Origin of the sequence: Paracoccus zhouxuedongae (assembly GCF_041927815.1) — a bacterium.
Classification (GTDB): domain Bacteria; phylum Pseudomonadota; class Alphaproteobacteria; order Rhodobacterales; family Rhodobacteraceae; genus Paracoccus.
Genome location: NZ_JBHFHM010000002.1, coordinates 256624 through 276904 on the forward strand (window position 1 = coordinate 256624; position 20281 = coordinate 276904).

17 protein-coding genes are annotated in these 20281 nt (G+C 68.3%); 10 read left to right on the plus strand and 7 right to left on the minus strand.

The window, feature by feature from the left end:
• The first annotated feature begins 89 nt into the window (after positions 1–89).
• Positions 90–1526: a mannose-1-phosphate guanylyltransferase/mannose-6-phosphate isomerase gene (locus ACEYYA_RS04215; protein WP_374797893.1), complete on the plus strand. Its 1437-nt coding sequence runs from the start codon at positions 90–92 to the stop codon at positions 1524–1526.
• 58 nt (positions 1527–1584) lie between these two features.
• On the opposite strand, the gene ACEYYA_RS04220 is transcribed toward ACEYYA_RS04215, so the two are convergent.
• The 3 genes from ACEYYA_RS04220 to ACEYYA_RS04230 are packed head-to-tail and all read right to left on the minus strand — an operon-like array spanning position 1585 to position 6935.
• Positions 1585–4689 carry an efflux RND transporter permease subunit gene (locus ACEYYA_RS04220; protein ID WP_374797895.1) on the minus strand — a complete coding sequence of 1035 codons (3105 nt, stop codon included), beginning with the start codon at positions 4687–4689 and terminating at the stop codon, positions 1585–1587.
• A 57-nt stretch (positions 4690–4746) separates the two neighbouring features.
• Positions 4747–5856, minus strand: a complete 1110-nt coding sequence (locus ACEYYA_RS04225; protein ID WP_374797897.1) for an efflux RND transporter periplasmic adaptor subunit — start codon at positions 5854–5856, stop codon at positions 4747–4749.
• Positions 5853–6935 (minus strand): efflux RND transporter periplasmic adaptor subunit, encoded by a 1083-nt coding sequence (locus tag ACEYYA_RS04230; protein WP_374797899.1) that lies wholly within the window; start codon positions 6933–6935, stop codon positions 5853–5855. The genes ACEYYA_RS04225 and ACEYYA_RS04230 overlap by 4 nt, the downstream gene beginning before the upstream one ends.
• A 193-nt stretch (positions 6936–7128) precedes the next feature.
• Between ACEYYA_RS04230 and ACEYYA_RS04235 the strand changes: the two genes are divergently transcribed.
• The 4 genes from ACEYYA_RS04235 (at position 7129) to ACEYYA_RS04250 (ending at position 11778) form a co-directional block, all read left to right on the plus strand.
• Positions 7129–7506, plus strand: a complete 378-nt coding sequence (locus tag ACEYYA_RS04235; RefSeq protein ID WP_374797901.1) for an ArsR/SmtB family transcription factor — start codon at positions 7129–7131, stop codon at positions 7504–7506.
• Positions 7503–7928: an arsenate reductase (glutaredoxin) gene (gene arsC, locus ACEYYA_RS04240; protein ID WP_374797903.1), complete on the plus strand. Its 426-nt coding sequence runs from the start codon at positions 7503–7505 to the stop codon at positions 7926–7928. Before ACEYYA_RS04235 ends, arsC begins: the two co-directional genes overlap by 4 nt.
• A complete protein-coding gene (arsB, locus tag ACEYYA_RS04245; RefSeq protein WP_374797905.1) occupies positions 7928–8971 on the plus strand; it encodes an ACR3 family arsenite efflux transporter in 1044 nt (347 codons plus the stop codon). The genes arsC and arsB overlap by 1 nt, the downstream gene beginning before the upstream one ends.
• A gap of 86 nt (positions 8972–9057) precedes the next feature.
• A complete protein-coding gene (locus ACEYYA_RS04250) occupies positions 9058–11778 on the plus strand; it encodes a cation:proton antiporter (RefSeq protein ID WP_374797906.1) in 2721 nt (906 codons plus the stop codon).
• An 81-nt stretch (positions 11779–11859) separates the two neighbouring features.
• On the opposite strand, the gene ACEYYA_RS04255 is transcribed toward ACEYYA_RS04250, so the two are convergent.
• Positions 11860–12060: a DUF1127 domain-containing protein gene (locus ACEYYA_RS04255; RefSeq protein WP_374797908.1), complete on the minus strand. Its 201-nt coding sequence runs from the start codon at positions 12058–12060 to the stop codon at positions 11860–11862.
• A gap of 103 nt (positions 12061–12163) precedes the next feature.
• On the opposite strand from ACEYYA_RS04255, the gene ACEYYA_RS04260 reads away from it, so the two are divergent.
• From ACEYYA_RS04260 to ACEYYA_RS04280, 5 genes are all read left to right on the plus strand, one after another.
• Entirely contained in the window at positions 12164–13612 is a 1449-nt protein-coding gene (locus tag ACEYYA_RS04260; RefSeq protein ID WP_374797910.1) for an aminotransferase-like domain-containing protein, read from the plus strand.
• Between the two features lie 72 nt (positions 13613–13684).
• The gene (locus ACEYYA_RS04265; protein ID WP_374797912.1) at positions 13685–14008 is read left to right on the plus strand and encodes a hypothetical protein; all 324 of its coding nucleotides are present in this window, start codon (positions 13685–13687) and stop codon (positions 14006–14008) included.
• 54 nt (positions 14009–14062) lie between these two features.
• Positions 14063–14959 (plus strand): ABC transporter permease, encoded by an 897-nt coding sequence (locus ACEYYA_RS04270; RefSeq protein ID WP_374797914.1) that lies wholly within the window; start codon positions 14063–14065, stop codon positions 14957–14959.
• Positions 14956–15762 (plus strand): ABC transporter permease, encoded by an 807-nt coding sequence (locus ACEYYA_RS04275; RefSeq protein ID WP_374797916.1) that lies wholly within the window; start codon positions 14956–14958, stop codon positions 15760–15762. Before ACEYYA_RS04270 ends, ACEYYA_RS04275 begins: the two co-directional genes overlap by 4 nt.
• A 62-nt stretch (positions 15763–15824) precedes the next feature.
• Positions 15825–16898 carry an ABC transporter ATP-binding protein gene (locus ACEYYA_RS04280; protein ID WP_374798124.1) on the plus strand — a complete coding sequence of 358 codons (1074 nt, stop codon included), beginning with the start codon at positions 15825–15827 and terminating at the stop codon, positions 16896–16898.
• Positions 16899–16998: 100 nt separating this feature from the next.
• On the opposite strand, the gene hisG is transcribed toward ACEYYA_RS04280, so the two are convergent.
• Genes hisG through hisS form a run of 3 tightly spaced genes read right to left on the minus strand, consistent with a single transcriptional unit; the run spans position 16999 to position 20263 of the window.
• Positions 16999–17697 (minus strand): ATP phosphoribosyltransferase, encoded by a 699-nt coding sequence (gene hisG, locus ACEYYA_RS04285; protein WP_374797918.1) that lies wholly within the window; start codon positions 17695–17697, stop codon positions 16999–17001.
• Positions 17691–18779 carry an ATP phosphoribosyltransferase regulatory subunit gene (locus tag ACEYYA_RS04290; protein ID WP_374797920.1) on the minus strand — a complete coding sequence of 363 codons (1089 nt, stop codon included), beginning with the start codon at positions 18777–18779 and terminating at the stop codon, positions 17691–17693. Before ACEYYA_RS04290 ends, hisG begins: the two co-directional genes overlap by 7 nt.
• Positions 18779–20263, minus strand: coding sequence for a histidine--tRNA ligase (gene hisS / locus ACEYYA_RS04295; RefSeq protein WP_374797922.1), 1485 nt, complete (start codon positions 20261–20263; stop codon positions 18779–18781). Before hisS ends, ACEYYA_RS04290 begins: the two co-directional genes overlap by 1 nt.
• Positions 20264–20281: the final 18 nt, after the last annotated feature.

Here is a 20281-nt window from a genome sequence, read left to right on the forward strand (position 1 = left end):
TCAATACCTTCGCAGGCGCGCCGAGGCAAGGCAACTTGCCGCCCCGCGCAGGCCGCGCCATAGTCGGGGCAAATGGCAGGGGGCAGGCGATGATTACACCGGTGTTGCTGGCGGGTGGGGCGGGCACCCGGCTGTGGCCGGTGTCGCGCCACAGCTATCCCAAGCAGTTCACCCGGCTGGTGGGCGATGACAGCCTGTTTCAGGCCACCGCCCGCCGCTTTGCCGCACCGGGCTTTGCCGCGCCGGTGGTGCTGACCCATGCCGACTTCCGCTTTCTGGTGCGGCAACAACTGGATGACATCGGCCTGACCCCGCAGGCGGTGATGATCGAGCCAGAGGCCCGCAACACCGCGCCTGCGGTGCTGGCGGCGGCGCTGTGGGTCGCCTCGCGCGATCCGGCGGGGCTGGTGCTGATCGCGCCGTCCGATCATGTGATCGCCCAGCCGGGGCTGTTTCGCGCCGCCGTCCAGGCCGGGGTCGAGCCGGCGCAGGCGGGGCGGATCGTGACCTTCGGCATCCGCCCCGACCGACCCGAGACCGGCTATGGCTATCTGCACTGCGCCAGCCCCGCCCAGCCGGGCCGACCCGTCGCGCTGACCCGCTTTGTCGAAAAGCCCGACGCGGCGCAGGCGGCGGCGATGATCGCGGACGGGCGGCACCTGTGGAACGCCGGGATCTTCCTGTTCCGCGCCGATGCGATGATCGACGCCTTCGCCCGCCACGCGCCTGATTTCCTGACCCCGGTCGCCGCCGCGCTGGATCAGGCGCGCAACGATCTGGACTTCCTTCGCCTTGCCTCCGAACCCTGGGCGGGGCTGCCCGACCTGTCCATCGACTATGCGGTGATGGAACGCGCCGACAACCTGACGGTGGTCCCCTATCCCGACCACTGGACCGACCTCGGCGGATGGGAGGCGCTCTGGCGCGAAGGCGCACCCAGCCCGGACGCAACCGTCACCCGCGGCGCGGCCACCGCCATCGACTGCAACGCCAGCCTGCTGATGTCCGAGGCCAGCGGCATCGAACTGGTCGGCATCGGCCTGACCGACATGATCGCCGTCGCCACCCCGGATGCGGTGCTGGTGGCCCCACGCGCCCGCGCCCAGGACGTGCGCCAGGCGGTCGCGGCGCTGGCCGCTAAGGGCGCGCCTCAGGCCCGCCGCCACCGCATCGACCATCGCCCCTGGGGCTGGTTTGAAACGCTGGCGCTGGACGATCGCTTTCAGGTCAAGCGCATCCATGTGAACCCCGGCGCGGCGCTGTCGCTGCAAAGCCATGTGCATCGCGCCGAACACTGGATCGTCGTCACCGGCACCGCCCGCGTCACCGTGGCGGGCAAGGTCATGGATCTGGGCGAAAACCAGTCGGTCTATGTGCCGCTTGGGGCCATTCACCGGCTGGAAAACCCCGGCACCCGGCCGATGGTGCTGATCGAGGTGCAGACTGGCGCCTATCTGGGTGAGGACGACATCATCCGCTATGACGATGCCTATCACCGCGACCCGTCCGAGGGCACCGCGCGCTGACCCCCTCTTTCTTGCCCAAATACGCCGGGGTCCGGGGCAGCGCCCCGGTCCGCCGCCATCATGCAGGCCGCCGCACCCGATAGACCGCCAGATACAGCGCCGGCACGAAGATCAGCGTGATCAGCGTGCCGGCGATGATGCCGCCCATCATCGCATAGGCCATCGGCCCCCAGAACACCTGCCAAGAAATCGGGATCAGCGCCAGACTGGCCGCCGCCGCGGTCAGCAGGATCGGCCGCGCCCGGCTGTCGGATGCCTCATAGACGGCGGTCCAGGCGTCCAGGCCTGCGGCGCGCAGATCCTCGATCTCGGCCACCAGAATGACCGAGTTGCGGATCAGGATGCCGACCAGCGCCAGCACCCCCAGGATCGCGACGAAGCCCAGTGGCGCGCCCGAGACCATCAGCGCGATCACCACCCCGATCAGCCCCAACGGCCCCACCGCCATGACCACCGCCATGCGCCGGAAGCCCTGCATCTGGGTCATCACCAAAGCCAGGATGATCAGCACCATCAGCGGCACCACGGCGGCGATCGGCTCTTGCGATTCCGCGCTGCGTTCCACGGTGCCGCCGATCTCGACGCTGATGCCGGGGGGCAGGCTGGCGCGGAAGGTCGCGATCCGGTCGGCCAGCAGGCCGACCAGCGTGTCGGGCTGGTCGTGGCCCGCGATCGCCGCCTTGACGGTGATCGTCGGCACGCGCGACCGCGACTGGATCAGCGGCTGTTCCAGCCCATATTCAAAGGTGGCGATGGTGCCCAAAGGCACGCGATTGCCCGCCGCCCCCTCGATCTGAAGATCGCTCAAGGCCTCAAGCGAGCCGCGCGCATCGGCATCGCCGCGCGTCACGATGTCGATCAGATAGGTGCCGTCGCGCAACTGCGTGATCGTCTGCCCGGCATAGACCGCGTTCAGCGACAGCGCGATGTCCTTTTGCGTGACGCCCAAAGCACGCGCCTTGTCCTGAAGCAGGTTCACCTTCAGCACGCGGGCGGGTTCGTTCCAATCCATGATGACCGACCCCAGACGCGGTTCCGCCCCCAGGATCGCCGCCAGTTCGGACGCGGCATCGCGCAGTTCGGCGATGTTGTCGCCCGACACCCGGTATTGCACCGGGCGGCCACCCACCGGCGGGCCGATTTCCAGCAGCTTCACATAGGTATCGCTGCCGATCAGTTCGCGGTCGGCAAAGTCCTGCAACTTGGCGCGCAGCCGGTTGCGGGCCTCAAGATTGGGGGTCTGGATGACCATCTGCCCCATGTGCGGCCCCGGCGTCGGCACGTCGAAGGCCAGGATGAATCGCGGCGCGCCACGGCCGATATAGCTGGTGCGGAACAGCGCATCCGGGTCGCCCTCGACCACCGCATCCAGCCGCGCCATCTGCGCCGATGTTTCCGTCAGCGAGGCGTTCTGCGGGAGCACCAGATCGACCACCAGTTCGGGCCGATCGGATGAGGGGAAGAACTGGTTTTCGACAAAGCGCATCCCCCAGATCGAGACGGCGAAGGCCAGCACGGTGGCGGCGATGGTCAGCCAGCGCGCCCGCATCGCGCCGCGCAAGAGCGCCCGGAAGCCGCGCCGCAGCGGCCCGACCTTTTCGGCATGGTGCTTCCATTTCGCGGGCAGGAAGGTCACGCCCAGCAGCGGCGCGAACAGCACCGCGACGATCCAGCTGACCAGCAGCGACACCGCGATCACCACGAACAGCGAAAAGGTGAACTCGCCCGCCGCCGAGGTGTTCAGCCCGATCGGGATGAAGCCAGCCACCGTCACCAGCGTGCCGGTCAGCATCGGCCAGGCGATCGAGGTCCAGGCATAGCTGGCGGCCTGATACAGGCTTTCGCCCTTTTCCAGCCGCGTGATCATCGTCTCGATGGCGATCATCGCGTCATCGACCAGAAGGCCAAGCGCGATGATCAGCGCCCCCAGCGAGATGCGTTGCAGGGTGATTCCCCAGATGTCGAGGATGATGAAGGTGATCGCCAGCACCAGCGGAATGGTCAGCGTCACCACCAGCCCGGCCCGCAGGCCCAGCGAGATGAAGCTGACCGCAAGCACGATCAGGATCGCCTCGATCAGTGCCTGCACGAAATGGCCGATGGCCTGATCGACGACCTGCGGCTGATCGGCGACCTGATGCAGCGTCAGGCCGATGGGCAACGCCGCCTGGGCCTGGGCCATGGTGTCGCGCAAGGCCTTGCCGAAGGTCAGGATGTTGGCGCCCGACTTCATGCCCACCGCGATGCCAACCGCGTCCTGGCCGTCAAAGCGGAACACCTCGGCGGGCGGGTCTTCATAGCCGCGCCGGATCGTGGCCACATCCGACAGCCGAAAGAACCGGTCGCCGACGCGCAGGTTGATCGCCTCAAGGCTGTCCTCGCCCTTGAACTGGCCGGTGACGCGCACCAGCACGCGCTCGGCCCCGGTATCGACGACGCCCGAGGGGATGATCGCGTTCTGCGCTTGCAGCGTGCCCTGCACCTGCGCCTGGCTAAGGCCCAAAGCCGCCAGCCGCGCGGTCGAAAACTCAAGATACAGCTTTTCCTCGCGCAGGCCGAACAGCTCGACCTTGCCGGCATCGTCCAGCGCCTGAATGCGGCGCTGGATCGCCTCGGCCTGGTCGCGCATCTCGGCGGGGGTAAAGCCGTCGCTGGTCAGCGCGTAAAGGTTGCCGAACACGTCACCGAAATCGTCGTTGAACTGAAAGCCTGCGAACTCTTGCGGGAAATCGGGGCGGATGTCGGCCATCATGTTGCGCACCTTCTGCCAGATCTGCGGCAGTTGCGGCCCGCGCGTGGTGGGCTTCAGTTCCAGATAGACGATGGCGACACCGGGCCGGGTGATCGACCGCGTGTAGTCGTATTCCTCAAGATCCTTCAGCTTGGCTTCGATGCGGTCGGTGACCTGGGTCAGGGTTTCTTCCGCCGTCGCGCCGGGCAGGGCGGCGCTGATCACCATGGTCTTGATCTTGAAGCTGGGATCTTCCTCGCGCCCCAGGTTGAAATAGGCGATGGTCCCCGCGATCAGCGACACGATCATCAGGAACCAGACATAGGACCGGTGGTTCAGCGCCCATTCCGACAGGTTGAAGCGCGGCCCGTGATGCGCGCGACGGGCGGCGGGTTCAGTGTGTTCGGTGGGCGGCGTGTCGATCTGGGACATCGGGCGGGCTTTCGCGCAAGGGGGCCGGGGCGGGCTGTGTCGGACGGGATCAGTGCGTCAGGGGTCAGTGCGGGGGCCGACACTCTCGCCCTCGGTTACCGAATGGATGCCGCGGATCAGCACCTCATCGCCCGGTGCCAGACCGTCGCTTACGCTGAGACTGCCGTTCAGCACCGGGCCGGGGGTGATGGTGCGGCGCTGGATGGTGCCGGGTCCGCCCGGTTCGGGACGGATGACCACCCAGACCGAGGGCGCCTCGCCCGCCATCACCGCGCCGACCGGCACCATCGGCAGCGCCGCCGCGCCGCTGATCGGCAGCACATCGGCAAGCGCGCCCAGCCGCAGCCCCTCGGGGGCGTCGGCGGGCAGGTTCAGGTGAACGCGCCGGGTGCGGGTGGCACTGGCCGCGACCGGATCGACGCTGCCCAAGGTGGCGGTGGCGGTCACGCCCGGATCGGCCAGCAGCGCGATGCGGAACTCTGATTGCCGACCCAGCACCGCCAATTCGGATTCGGTGACGTCGATCACCACCTCGCGCCGTGCGATCGAGGCCAGTTGCACCACCGGCTGCCCGGCGGCCAGCGTCGCGCCGGGTTCCGCCGGGGCCTGGGTGATGATGCCGCCTTCGGGCGCGACCAGCGTGGCGGATGCCTGACGGTCGGCGGCGGCGGCCTGGGCGGCCTGCGCCTGTTCGACAGCGGATTGCGCGCCGATGCGCGCCTGGCGCGCCTGATCCAGTTGCACCTGCGAGGCAACGCCCCGGCCTTGCAGCGCGGCCGCGCGGGTTTCGGCGTCGCGCGCCTGCGACAGTTGCGCCTGGGCGGCGGCCAGCCGGGCCTCGGCCTCGCGCAGGGCGGCATCCACATCCTCGGGGTCCAGCACCGCCAGCACATCGCCCGCCTGCACCAGATCGCCGGGATTGACGCGGCGTTCGGCCAGGCGCCCGGGCAGGGTAAAGGCCAGATCGGTTTCGCTGGCGGCGGTGACGGTGCCGGTGGTGGCGCGCGCGGGATCGGCGCCTTCGGTGACGACCAGCGTGGCGACCGGGCGGGGCGGCGCGCCCTCGGGCGGGGTGATGACGGGGCTGACGGTAGCCTCGGCCCCTGCCGCCAGCACGGCGTGCGGCAGCAGCAGGCTGGCCGTCAGGATCAGCGGGCGCAGGATCATGGTTGCCCCCCAGAGCGTTCGACCTTGCGGCCGGGATAGAGCAGATGCGCGCCGCGCCCGACCACCCATTCGCCGGGGCTCAGACCATCGGCGATGACGATGCCGGTGGTGTCGTGGCGCAGCAGGGTAACGGGGCGGATGCTGACCGTCATGCTGGCCGGATCGACGACCCAGACCGCCGGTGCGCCGTCGCGCGCGGCCAGGGCCCAGCCGGGCAGCGTCATGCGGTCGCCATCGGTGACGGTGACGGTGCCGCGCACCGCCGCGCCCAAACTGACGCCCGGCGGGCTGCCCGCGATGCTGACCCGCACCCGCACCGTGCCGCGCTGCGGGTCGATACGGGGCGAGACCTCACGCGCGCGACCGGGGAAGGGCGGCGCGTTGATGTCGATCAGCGTCATCCAGATGTCGGGGGACAGCTCGTGCGGGCGGGCCAGCATCGCCTCGGGAATGTCGAAGATGGCGTCGAAACCGGCGGCGGTGGCCAGTTCCAGCACCGGTTGGGCGGGGCCGACGACCTGGCCCGGCTCGGCCAGGCGCGCGGTGATGACGGCATCGGCGGGGGCGCGCAATTCGGTATCGGCCACGGCCTTGTCGGCGCGGTCCAGCGCAGCGCGGGCGGCGGCGGCGGCGGCCTCGGCGGCCTCGGCCACGGCCCTGGCGCTGTCGCGGCGGGCGCGGGTGCTGGCGCCCTCGGCCAGCAGGCGATCCTGGCGGGCGGCCTCGTCACGGGCCTGTCTGGCCTCGGCCTCGGCCCCGGTCAGCCCGGCGCGTGCGGCGCGCTGGTTCTGTTCGGCTTGCACCGCGTCGATGCGCCCCAGCAGATCGCCCGCCCGCACCGTCGCGCCCTCGGCCACGTCCAGCGCGACCAGCCGCCCGCCCGAGGGAAAGGCGATGCGCAGGCTGTCGCGGGCAGCGATGTCGCCGGTGATGGCGAAGGCATGGCTGACCGGGCTGGCGGTGACCGGCACGATCTCGACCATCAGCGGGCGGTCGTCGGCGGCGGCGGGCAGGGCGGGAAGGACCAGCGCGGCGATCAGCGCCAGCGCGACACGGGACAGGCGGGGGAATCGCGACATGGGGCACCGGCTGTTGCACTGGCGCGGGTTTATGGCACTGGCAGTGTCAAAACAAGTCCCCGCTTTGGGGGATCCCCAGCCGCACCGCAAGCGGCGGGTGCGGATGCGTATTTGGGCAAGAAAGAAGGGCTGGGCCTTGCGTGCTGTGTGGGGCTATGGCATTCAATTCAAGAATCATTGAAATGATGCCACAATGCCCGATGCCCCGCCCCTGACCGACCAGAGCGCCAGCGCCGGTTTCGCCGCGCTGGCCCAGCCGTCGCGGCTGGCGCTGTTGCGGCGCCTGATCGCGGCGGGGCCGGACGGCATGGCAGCGGGCGATCTGGCGGCGGCGGTCGGCATGGCGCCGCCGCTGCTGTCGTTCCATCTGGGCCAGCTTGCGGCGGCGGGGCTGGTGCGCGCCCGTCGTCAGGGACGTTTCGTCATTCATGCCGCCGATCTGGGGGCGGTTGGCGCGCTGATCGGCTTTCTGGTCGATGACTGCTGCGACGGCCACCCCGAGGTCTGCGCCGCGCTGCCCCCAACCCTTCTGCCCCCAACCCTTCTGCCCCAAGCCCGAGGATGCCGATGAGCCAGCCCTTTGTTCGTATCTATCATAACCCCGCCTGCGGCACGTCGCGCAATGTGCTGGCGATGATCCGCAATGCCGGGGTCGAGCCGGAGGTGATCGACTATCTGACCGACCCGCCCGACCGCGCCACGCTGGAGGCGCTGGTGGCGGCGATGGGCGGCGGGGTGCGGCCGCTGTTGCGGCAGAAGGGCACGCCCTTTGACGATCTGGGTCTGGGCGATCCGGGCCTGTCGGATGACGCGCTGATCGAGGCGATCCTGGCGCATCCGATCCTGATGAACCGCCCGGTGGTGGTGACCGATCGCGGCACGCGCCTGTGCCGTCCGTCCGAGGCGGTGCTGGATCTGCTGCCGCCGCAGCGGGGCGGTTTTGCGAAAGAGGATGGCCAGGTGTTGATCGACGATCAGGGGCGGCGGGTCTGATGCGGCGGCTGTCATTTCTGGATCGCTTTCTGACGCTGTGGATCTTTGCCGCGATGGCTGTGGGCGTGGCGCTGGGCCGCGCCTTTCCCGGCCTGCCCGAGGCAATCGAGGGGCTGCGGATCGGCAGCACCAATATCCCGATCGCCATCGGCCTGATCCTGATGATGTATCCGCCGCTGGCCAAGGTCCGCTATGAGGATCTGCCCAAGGTCTTTGCCGACCGCCGCATCCTGACGCTTTCGCTGGTCCAGAACTGGATCATCGGGCCGGTCCTGATGTTCGTGCTGGCGGTGATCTTTCTGCGCGATCAGCCGGAATACATGACGGGCGTGATCCTGATCGGGCTGGCGCGCTGCATTGCCATGGTGCTGGTCTGGAACCAGTTGGCCTGCGGCGACAGCGAATATGGGGCGGCGCTGGTGGCGTTCAACTCGGTCTTTCAGATCCTGTTCTTTTCGACCTATGCCTGGCTGTTCCTGACCGTGCTGCCGCCGCTGTTCGGCCTGCAGGGGCAGGTGATCGACGTGTCCTTCGGCATCGTCACACAGGCGGTGCTGGTCTATCTGGGCATCCCGTTTCTGGCCGGTTACCTGACCCGGCGCTGGCTGGTCGCGGCGCGGGGCGAGGCTTGGTATGCCACGCGCTTTCTGCCGCGCATCGGGCCGGTCACGCTGATCGCGCTGCTGTTCACCATCCTTGCGATGTTCAGCCTGAAGGGGGGCGACGTGCTGGCACTGCCGGGCGATGCGCTGCGGGTGGCGCTGCCGCTGGCGATCTATTTCACCGCGCAATTCCTGATCGCCTTTGTGATGGGGCGCTGGATGGGGGCGGATTATCCGCGCACCACCTCGGTCGCGTTCACGGCTGCGGGCAACAACTTCGAACTGGCCATCGCGGTGGCCATTGCGACCTTTGGGCTGGGATCGGGCGTGGCCTTTGCCACGGTGATCGGGCCGCTGGTCGAGGTGCCGGTGCTGATCGGGCTGGTCTGGGTGGCGCGCGCCTTGGGGCGGCGGTGGTTCGGCGCGACCATGCCGCGCTGACGGCTGGCGCTGACTTTCGCGTCAGCGCCCCGGATCCGCCGATTTTCCTGTGGAATCGGCGGCTTCCGCACCGTAAAGCACAGGGCATGACCCTGTTTGCTTTTACCGCGTTAAGCGCCGCACTGTTCGTGCTGATCGCCTTGGCCGAGCCGTTGGCGGCGCGGCTGCGGGTGCCCTTTGCCGTCATCCTGGCCGTGGTCGGTGCCGCGCTTGGCATCGGCGCTGTCATCCTGTTGCAGGTCGACATCTCGCCCGAGGTCGACCAGATCGCGCGGGTGATCCGCGACATCCCGATCCGGTCGGGGGTATTCCTGTATATCTTCCTGCCGACGCTGATCTTTCAGGTCTCGCTGGGCCTTGACCTGCGCCGGATGAGCGATGACGCCGTGCCGATCCTGGTGCTGGCGGTGCTGGCGGTGGTGGTGGCCACCGTGGTCATCGGCTATGCGCTTGAGCCGTTTCTGGGCCTGCCGCTGGCGGCCTGCCTGCTGATCGGGGCGATCGTGTCGACGACCGATCCTTCGGCGGTCGTGTCGATCTTCCGCTCGATCGCCGCGCCTGCGCGCCTGGGCCGCATCGTCGAGGGCGAAAGCCTGCTGAACGACGCCGCCGCCATCGCGCTGTTCGGCTTTTTCCTGACCTTCGTGATGGCCGGCGTGCCGAACCCCACGGCCGATGACATCCTGCGCGAATTGCCGGTGCTGGTGCTGGGCGGCGTCGCGGTGGGATGGCTGGTGGCGCGGGTCGGGCTGATGCTTCTGATCTGGCTGGCGGCCTTTCCAGTGGCGCAGGTCACGCTGTCGCTGGCGGTGCCTTATGGCGCCTATCTGATCGCGGAACTGGCGCACAGCTCGGGCGTGATCGCGGTGGTGGTCAGCGGGCTGGTGCTGAACCTGATGGGTCCGGGGCGGCTGGCGCCCGCATCCTGGGTCAATCTGCGCGAGGTCTGGGATCTGCTGGCGCATTGGGCAGGCTCGCTGATCTTCGTGCTGGCGGCGCTGCTGATCCCGCGGCTGATGGTGCAGATCAGCCTGCGCGACATTGCGATGATCGGCGTGGTGGTGATCGCGGCCTTCGTGGCGCGGATCATCATCCTGTTTCTGGTGCTGCCGCTGCTGACCGGGCTGCGGCTGTCACCCAGGGTCGAACGTCCCTATCGCCTGGCGATCCTGTGGGGCGGCCTGCGCGGCGCGGTCACGCTGTCGCTGGCGCTGGCGGTGACGGAAAACTTCCGCGTGCCGTTGGACATCAAGCGCGACGTGGGCATCCTGGCGACCGGCTTCACGCTGTTCACGCTGCTGGTGCAGGGCACGCTGCTGCGCAAGGTGATCGGCTGGCTGGGCCTTGACCGGCTGTCGTCGATGGATCGCGCGGTCAGCAACCAGGCCATCGCCGTTGCCCTGCAGAATGTGCGCGAGGACATTGCCGAAACCGCCCGCGACCGCGAGATGACGCATGAGATCGTGCGCGCCGAGGCCAAGAGCTTTGCCGAGCGGCTGGATGAGGCCGTCGCCCGCGCCGACAGCGACGATGTGCGCGAGACCGACCGCATCCGGCTGGGGCTGATCGCGCTGGCGGGGCGCGAACGCGATCAGGTGATCGAGGCGTTCCGCGACGAGCTGATCCCGCCGGTGCTGGCGCAGCGGATGATCGCCGGGGCCGATGACCTGATCGAGGCCACGCGCACCGGCGGTCGTTCTGGCTATCGTGACGGTGGCCGCCGGGGCCGCGCCTTTGGCCGCTGGTCGCGGCTGGCGGTGTGGCTTTACAACCGGCTGGGCATTACCGGCCCGCTGGCGCGGCTGACCGGCGACCGGTTCGAGCTGCTGCTGGTGCAGCGCTTCATCCTGCGCGACCTGCACCCGTTCATCGACCGCCGCATCCGCCGCCTGCATGGCAAGCGGGTGGCCGATCTGCTGCACGAATTGCTGACCCGCCGCGAGGAGGAGATCGAGACCGCCCTGGCCGGCCTGCGCCTGACCTTCCCGCAATTCGCCGAAGAAATGGAGCGCCGCTATCTGCGCCGCACCGCGCTGCGGATGGAGGCGCGCGAATATGACCTGCTGCATCAGGACGGGCTGATCGGGCGCGAATCCTTTGTCAGCCTTCAGGACGGGCTGCGGCCGTTGCGTCAGCGTGCCGACCGCCGCCCGGCGCTGGATCTGAAGATCCAGACCCCCGACATGCTGGCGCGCCTGCCGGTCTTTGCCGATCTGGACGAGACCGCGCGCAAGTCGCTGGCGCGCGCGTTGCGCCCGATGTTCGCCGGTCCCGGCGAGATGCTGATGCAGCGCGGCGAGCGTCCGCGCCGGGTGCTGTTCATCGCCTCGGGCGCGGTCGAGATCGAACAGGCGGGCGGCAACCGGCTGCGGCTGGGCCGGGGCGAGATGGTGGGGCAATTGTCGTTGCTGTCGGGCGGTCTGCAACGCGCCAATATCCGCGCCATCGTGCATTCAGCCTTTCTGGAACTGGACGGCGAGCGGTTCCGCAAGCTGCTGGAGCGCCATGAATCCCTGCGCGTCGCGGTGGCCGAAAGCGCCCGAAAGCGCGGCCAGACCGTGCCCGACCTGCCGGGCGGCCTGCCGCCGGTTCCGGTCACCCTGCAACCGCCAGAGCCGGAGCCGGAGACCGCGCCTGTCGCGGCACCCGAAGGTCGGGATGTCGTGGCGGATGTTGCGCCCGACGCCGTGCCCGATGCTGTGACAGCCGATCTGCCGCAACCCACGGTGCCGCCGACCGATGTCGCGGGTGAGGGCGCAGGCGACGGCGCAGGTGAAGGCGCGCCGCCCCCGGTCAAAGCCGATTAGGCGTTCCGGCATGAAAAAGACCGGGCGCAATGCGCCCGGCCAAGATGAGGTCCGACAGGGGTGCGGACCTGGGAGTAAACCTTAGTGCCAGAACGGGCGCGCGGCCTCGGTCGCGGCGGCGTCGGCGGTCAGACCGATATCGGCCAGCAGATGCGCATCCAGACGCGCCAGTGCGGCGCGCGAATGATGGCGGGCCATCAGGTCAAGGATCAGGGTCAGCGGGTTCATCGGGAACCGGCGGCGGGGAAGGGCGGGTGCGTAGGCAAGAACGCGGGCGGACATTTTCGAACTCGTTTCGTTTTGCGGTTATTGTGTATTGATACAATCGTGGATCTGTCGTAAGAAATACATACAATATCGCAACAATCCTGTCCAAGGGAATATTGTGTCAAATACAATCTGGCCGCCGATCTCACTCAACCGTGATACAAATGCCACCCTTTCCGGGCTGGATGGCGGGCGTTCGGCGGGGCCGAAGTATCTTTTGCTGGTCCAGCACCTGCGCGAGGCGATTCGTGATGGCGCCTTGGCGGCCGGGGCGCAACTGCCGACGGTGCGCGATCTGGCGCAGCAACTGGGGGTGACGCCGGGCACCGTCGCGCGCGCCTATCAGATCGCCACCGCCGAAGGGCTGCTGACCGCCCATGTCGGACGCGGCACATTTGTCGCCGAGCCGCCGGCGCCGGTGGTGCCGCATCCGCTGCTGGCCGAACGCGCCGCCGGCTTTGACCGTGACAGCGGTCCGGTCGATCTGCGCACCCCGCAACTGGCCGATGTGGGGCAGGCCGCAGCCATCGCCCAATCCCTGCGCGAGGCCGCCGATGCGATCGGTCCCGAGGTCGTCGAATATCCCGGCCTGCGGCTGGATCTGGCCTGCCGCCAGCAGGTGCTGCGGCTGCTGGCCAGCTATCCTTTGGGGCCTTTGGGCGTCGATGATCTGGTGCTGACCCACGGCGGGCAGAACGCGCTGGGGCTGGTCATGCAATGCGTGCTGCGCGGCGACCGGCCGCTGGTGCTGGCCGAGGCGCTGGCCTATCCCGGCATCCGCCAGGCCGCGCGGCTGAACCGGGCCGAGATCATGGGCGTGCCGATGGACGACGAGGGCGCGCTGCCCGAGGCGGTCGAGGCGATCTGCCTGCGCCACCCCGTCCGGCTGCTGTGCCTGACGCCCGAGGCGCAGAACCCCACGACCGCGCGCATGGGGCTGGCCCGGCGGCAGGCGATGGCCGATCTGGCGCGCAGATACGATTTCCACCTGCTTGAGGATGATTGCTTCACCACACCCGAAACCGGCCTGCCGGGGTTGCGGGCCTTGGCGCCCGATCGCGGCTGGTATTGCACCAGCCTGTCGAAATCGGTGTCGGCGGGCCTGCGGTTCGGTGTCATGGCCTGTCCTGCGGGGATGGGCGAAACCGGGCGGCTGGCGGCGCAATACAGCTTTTTCGGCCTGTCGCGCCCGATCATCGAAACCGTCACCCGGTTGATCGCCAGCGGCCGGTCCGAGGCGTTGCGCGATGCCGCCCATGCGGTCGTGGTCGAGCGTCTGAAGATCGCGGTCGATGCCTTTGCCGGCTGGGATCTGCGCTGGCAGCCGGGCCTGTCGTTCATGTGGCTGTCGATGCCGATCGGCTGGCGCGCTTCGACCTTTACCCGCATGGCCGAGGCCGAGGGGGTGCTGGTCCGGCCCGCCGATGAATATGCCTTGCAGGATGGCCAAGCCCCGAATGCGGTGCGCATTGCGCTGGCCTGCGGCATCAGCGAGGCGCGGTTTCGCCGCGCGCTTTCGGTGCTGGTCGGGCTTCTGTCGCGCCCTCCGGGCGAGATGGTCATATGACCGCCCCCCCCCCGAGGCCGCGACGAGATCAGCGAGCTGATCTTTTGCCATGTCGTCGGCGGCGACTGGCGGGTGCCGCTGCCGGGCGGGGCTGCGGCCGATCTGGCGCGCGCCTGCGCCCTGTCGCGCCCCGATCCGGGCCGTGCGCTGCCTGCGCCGGTGGCCGATGCGCTGTCGGGCCTGCCCGCGCTGATCCGCCCCGGCGCGGCGATCCTGCTGGCAGATAGCACGCGCGCCGAGGAGGCGCTTTACGCGATGGCCGAATGGCTGCATCACTGCCGCGCCGAAGGGCGCGATGCCGCCTGTCTGTCGCTGATCCAGCCGATTGCCGCGCCCTTTGCACACCCCCCGGCTGACTGGCATCTGAAACCCCTTTTCTATGGCCGCACCTTGTGAAAATCTGGCGCCGCGCGGGGAATCCATGCGCGGGGCAGATCAGGCAGGGGGAACATGTCCGCACCGATCCAACGCAGGCGGTCTGGCGACAGCGAGGCCGCGCAGGGCATGACGATGATCGCGCCCCCGTTCCTTTATGCGCTGGCGCTGCTGGCCGTGCCTCTGGCGGTGATGGTTTTCATCTCGTTCTTCCAGTTCAAGCTGGGATACAACGAGGTCAGCCACGGCTTTACGCTGGAAAACTATCGCCAGACCTGGGGCAGCGAGATCTTTCGCGTGGTCACGCTGCGATCGGTGCTGGTCGCGGCCTCGGTCACGCTGACGACGGTCGTGCTGGCCTTTCCCATCGCCTATTTCATCAGCTTCCACGTCGCGCCGGAGCGCAAGTCGCTGTGGCTGTTCCTGATCACCATCCCGTTCTGGACCAGCTATCTGATCCGGGTGTTCCTGTGGAAGGTGATCCTGGGCTTCAACGGCGTGTTCTCCTCGACGCTTGAGGGGCTGGGGATCATCGACGGGCCGATGTCGTTCATGACCAACGGGGTCGCGGCGATCTCGGTCACGCTGGCCCATGCCTATGCGCCCTTCGCGATCCTGCCGATCTTCGTTGCGCTGGAAAAGATCGACCGCTCGCTGTTGGAGGCGGGGCTGGATCTGGGGGAATCCAAGCTGATGACCTTTTGGCGCGTCACCTTGCCGCTGGCAATGCCGGGGGTGATCGCGGCGACGCTGATCGTGTTCATCCCGACGATCGGCGATTATGTCACGCCGACGCTGATCGGCGGCGGCAAGATCCCGATGGTGGCGAACCTGATCCAAAGCCAGATGCTTGACCAGAACAACCGCCCGCTGGGCGCGGCGATGGCGGTCAGCGCGATGCTGGTGGTGACGCTGGTGGCGGTGGTGTTCCTGTTCCTGAACCGCCGCGTGCTGAAGGGGCAAAGCCGATGAAACACCCGATCCTGCGCGGCTATGCCTGGCTTTACCTGCTGTTTCTGTATGCGCCGATCCTGCTGCTGCCGGTCTTTGCCTTCAACCAGGGCACGATCATCTCCTTCCCGCTGCAAGGCTTCACGACCGACTGGTTCAGTCAGATGATGGGCAATGCGGCGCTGCGGCTGGCGCTGAAGAACTCGCTGATCATCGCGGCTTCGGCGGCGGTGCTGGCCACGTGCCTGGGGATCTTTGCCGCCCGCGCCTCGACCCGCTACCGGTTTCCGGCCAAGGGCGCCGCGATGAGCCTGATCATGCTGCCGATGGTGCTGCCGGAAATCATTCTGGCGATGTCGCTGTTGGTGGTGTTGCTGGCGGTCGGGGTGGAACTTTCGCTGCTGACGGTGATTTTGGGGCATGTGCTGATCTGCCTGCCGTTCAGCATCGCCATCCTGACCACCGCCTTCAACAGCCTCGACCGCTCGCTTGAGGAAGCGGCCTACGATCTGGGCGAAACCAAATGGTCGACCTTCCGGCTGATCATCCTGCCCTTGGTGATGCCCGGCATCATCTCGGCCTTGCTGATGTCCTTCACCATCAGCCTGGATGAGTTCATCCTGGCCTTCTTCCTGGCCGGCAAGGAGCCGACCCTGCCCACCTATATCTTCAGCCAACTGCGCTTTCCCAAGAACATCCCGGTCATCTTGGCCCTGGGGACGGTGCTGGTGGTGATGTCCATCCTTCTTCTGACCATCGCTGAATATTTCCGCCGCCGCGGCATTGCCAAGACCGGCGGCAAAGATACCGGAGGCTTCCTGTGAGCGCGCCCACCCCCGCCAAACCCGCCAAGGCCACGGCCGCCGCCCTGGACGCGCGCAAGCCGATGATCGAGTTCAAGGAGGTCCATAAATACTATGGCGATTACCACGCGCTGCGCGGCATCACCGCCACCATCCGCGAGGGCGAGTTCTTTTCGCTGCTTGGCCCCTCAGGCTGCGGCAAGACTACGCTGTTGCGCACCATCGCGGGGTTCGAGGGGATCGACAGCGGCGCGGTGCTGATCGACGGCAAGCATATGGAGGATGTGCCCGCCAACATCCGACCCACCAACATGGTGTTTCAATCCTATGCCATCTTCCCGCATCTGACGGTGGCGCAGAACGTCGGCTTCGGCCTGCGGCGCGAGCCGGGAACTGCCGCCGAAAAGGCCGCCCGCGTCGATGAGGCTTTGGCGATGGTGGGCCTGAAGGGCTATGGCAACCGTGCCGCCCACGCGCTGTCGGGCGGTCAGCGCCAGCGGGTCGCCCTGGCCCGTGCGCTGATCCTGAAGCCCAAGGTGCTGCTGCTGGATGAGCCGCTGAGCGCGCTGGACAAGAAGATGCGCGAGCAGATGCAGGTCGAGCTGATCAAGCTGCAACGCCAGGTCGGCATCACCTTCGTGCTGGTCACCCATGACCAGGAAGAAGCGTTGGTCATGTCCGACCGGATCGCGGTGATGTTCGAGGGGCAGATCGCGCAACTGGCCGATCCCGAAACGCTCTATCGCCGCCCGAATTCGCGTCAGGTGGCGGATTTCATCGGCGTGATGAACTTCCTGCCCGCCACCGTGGTCTCGGAAGGCCCGGCGGGTGTCGAGGTCGAGGTGCAGGGCCTTGGCCGCGCCCATCTGTCGCCGGATCAATGCCCCGCCGCGACGGGGGAACCGGTCACCGTGGGCTTCCGCCCGGAAACGCTGACGCTGCTGTATGACGGCCAGTCCCCCCACGAACGCGAGGCGGCGGGGCTGGTCGATGAGGCGATCTATTACGGCGACATGACCTATTACGACGTGATCCTGGATGGCACCGAGCAGGAGGTGCGGATCTCGATGCGCAACGTGCCGGGCCGTCCGGTGCTGGACGCGGGCGCGCGCGCGCGGGTGGCCTGGTCGCCGGGCGCCCTGGTACTGTTCCGCTAAGGGCGGCGTCGGACCGGGGCGCTGCCCCGGACCCCGGAGTATTGACCCAAAGAGGAAGGGGCAGGGCGCGCTTCTTGCCCCTTCCTCTTTGTCCAAATACTCACAGCGACGGCGGGGTCAGGTTCAGCATCTGGCAGAGGCGGGCCAGCGTCGTCTGATCCTGCGACCAATCGGCATCGCGGGCGGCGAACAGTGTGGCCTGGCTGGCGTGGATCAGCCCGTCCGACAGGATTTTCAGGTGGTTGGCGCGCAGCGTCTCGCCCGAGCTGGTGATGTCGGCGATCGCCTCGGCGGTCAGGTTAGCGACGGTGCCCTCGGTCGCGCCCTGGCTGTCGACAAGCTGGTAATCGGCCACGCCGTGATCGCGCAGGAAATCGCGCACCAGCCGGTGATATTTGGTGGCGATGCGCAGACGGAAGCCGTGGGTTCGACGGAAGGCGGCGCAGGCGGCGTCGAGATCCTCCAGCAGGTCGACATCGGTCCAGGCGGCGGGCACGGCGATGATCAGGTCGGCATGGCCAAAGCCCATCGGCGTCAGCGCGGTGACGGCGCGGGGATCGGGCAGTTTTTCCTGGATCAGGTCCGACCCGGTGACGCCCAGATGGATACGCCCGGCGGCCAGTTCGCGCGGGATCTCGCCCGCGGACAGCAGCACCAGTTGCACATTGTCGATGCCGCTGACCGCGCCTGCATATTCGCGGTCTGACCCGCTGCGCGTCAGCCGGATGCCGCGCGATGCGAACCAGTCGAATGTGTCGGCCATCAGCCGCCCTTTCGAGGGGACGCCGAGTTTCAGCATGGCGCGGTCTCCAGCCGGGCGACGGCGGCGGGGCGGATGATGCCGCCGACCGCCGGGATGCCGTCATGGCCGTCGGCCCGCCCCAGCACCCGTGTCAGCGCATCATAGCGCCCGCCCGAGGCGACCGGCGGTTGGCCGGGGTCGCGGTCAAGGAAGGTGAAGGTGAAGCCGTCGTAATATTCCATGCTGGCGCGTCCGTGGCTGGCGGCAAAGGTCAGGCGGGCCGGGTCGATGCCGCGTGCGGCAATCGCATCCAGCCGTGCGGCCAGCCGGTCGGTGCCCCGGCCGATGGCGGGCAAGGCGCGCGCCAGATCGCGCAGCGCCGCCAAGGCCTGCGGAGCCGGGCCGCGCAGCGCGAACAGCCGTGACAGATCGTCCACGACCTGCGCAGGCAGGCGCGGGGCGGCGGCGTCTTCGTGCAGATGCGCGATGCGGGCGGCGATTTCATCGGCGCCGCGCAGCCCGGTCAGCGGCGCATCGCTGATGGCCTGGCCCGCCAGCAGCGCGGCGCGCGAGGGTGGCACCGGCGCGCGGCCCGCATAGCGATCGAGCAGCGCCGCGAACCTGCGGGGCCGCCAGATGTGGCGCAAAAGCGCCGCCTTGCGCGCGGGCAGGGTGTCGATCCCCGCCACCGCGTCGATCAGAAGGCCGATGTCACCGATTTCCACCGTCAGGTTCAGATGCGCCAGTTGCGCATGGATCAGCGCGAAGACCTCGGCATCTGCCTGGGCAGGATCGCCTGCGTCGAAAAGCTCAAACCCCGCTTGCAGGCTTTCGCGCGGCCGGGTCGAGCCGGGGGCCTGCTGGCGAAACACCTCACCCAGATAGGCATAGCGCGCGGGCGTCGCGCGGCCCGCCATGTGCCATTCGACGACCGGCAAGGTGAAGTCGGGGCGCAGCATCATCTCGCCCTCGGTCGGGTCAAGGGTGACGAAGGCGCGGGCGCGGATGTCCTCGCCGTAAAGGTCCAGCAGGCGACCGGCGGGCAGCAGGATCTGCGCCTCGACCGGTTCGGCCCCGGCGGCGGTGAAGGCCGCCAGCAGGCGCGCGCCGACCGCGCGGGCGGCGGGTTTGTCGGCCATCAGGCGGATCCCAGCATGGCGCGGACGGTGGCAACCAGATCGGCGCGGGGAACCTCACGCTGGCTGGGGTTGGTCTTCCACTCCTCGACGCTGGCCTCGGCGGCGATCTGCGCGCCCAGGATCAGATCCTTGATCTGCACGACCCCGCGCGCCGCCTCATCCCCGCCCTGGATGATCGCCAGCCGCGCGCCGCGCTTGTCGGCATATTTCATCTGATTGCCGAAGTTCTTGGGGTTGCCCAGATAGACCTCGGCGCGCAGGCCGGCGGCCCGTAGTTCGGCGGCCATGGCCAGATAATCGCCCATCCGGTCGCGGTCCATCACGGTGACGACCACGGGGCCTTCCGCCGCCGCCGTGCCGCCCCGCGTCTCGCGCAGCGCGGCCAGCAGGCGGTCGACGCCGATGGAAACGCCGGTGGCAGGCACCTTTTGCCCGGTGAAGCGTTCGACCAGCCCATCATAGCGCCCGCCGCCCGCGACCGATCCGAACTGGCGCTTGCGGCCCTTGTCATCAAGGATTTCAAAGGTCAGTTCCGCCTCGAACACCGGGCCGGTGTAATAGCCAAGCCCGCGCACGACCGAGGGGTCGATCTGCACACGGTCGGGGCCGATGCCAAGCGCGGCCAGATGCGCCGCCATCTCGGCCAGCTCAGTGACGCCTTCGGCGCCGATGGAGCTGCCCTGAACGGCGTCGGTCAGGCGCGACAGGGTTTCGTCATTGTCAGCACCCTTGGCGGTCAGAAAGGCCAGCACCGGGCCTGCGGCATCATCAGGCAGGCCCACCCCCTCGATCATCGCACCGCTGTCGTCGCGCCGACCGGTGGTCAACAGGGCGCGCACGCCGTCCTCGCCCACCTTGTCGAACTTGTCGATGGTGCGCAGGATGGCGTCGATCTTGTCGGCTGGTGCGGCCATGCGTTCCAGCACGCCGTTCAGCACCTTGCGGTTGTTGACGCGCACGACGTAATCGCCCCGCGCGATGCCCGCCGCCTCAAGCGCGGCGGCCAGCATGGCGCAAATTTCCGCATCGGCGGCGACGGATGCCGCCCCGACCGTATCGGCATCGCATTGATAGAATTGCCGAAACCGCCCCGGACCGGGCTTTTCGTTGCGCCAGACCGGGCCCATGGCATAGCGCCGATAGGGGCTGGGAAGGTCGTTGCGATACTGCGCCGCGACACGGGCCAGAGGCGCGGTCAGGTCGTAACGCAAGGCCAGCCAGTCGCCGGAGCCGCCGCCGGGCACGTCCGCCTCTTGCCAGGCGAAGACGCCGGCATTCGGGCGGTCGACATCGGGCAGGAACTTTCCCAGGGCTTCGACCGTCTCGACCGCGCTGGTTTCCAGCGGATCAAAGCCATGCAGGCGATAGACGGCGGCGATGCGGTCCAGCACCTCGGCGCGCTCGGTCACCTCGGGGCCGAAGTAATCGCGGAAACCCTTGGGCGGTTCGGCCTTGGGGCGGGGCTGGCGTTTTTCCTTGGACATGACCTGACCTTGCACTTT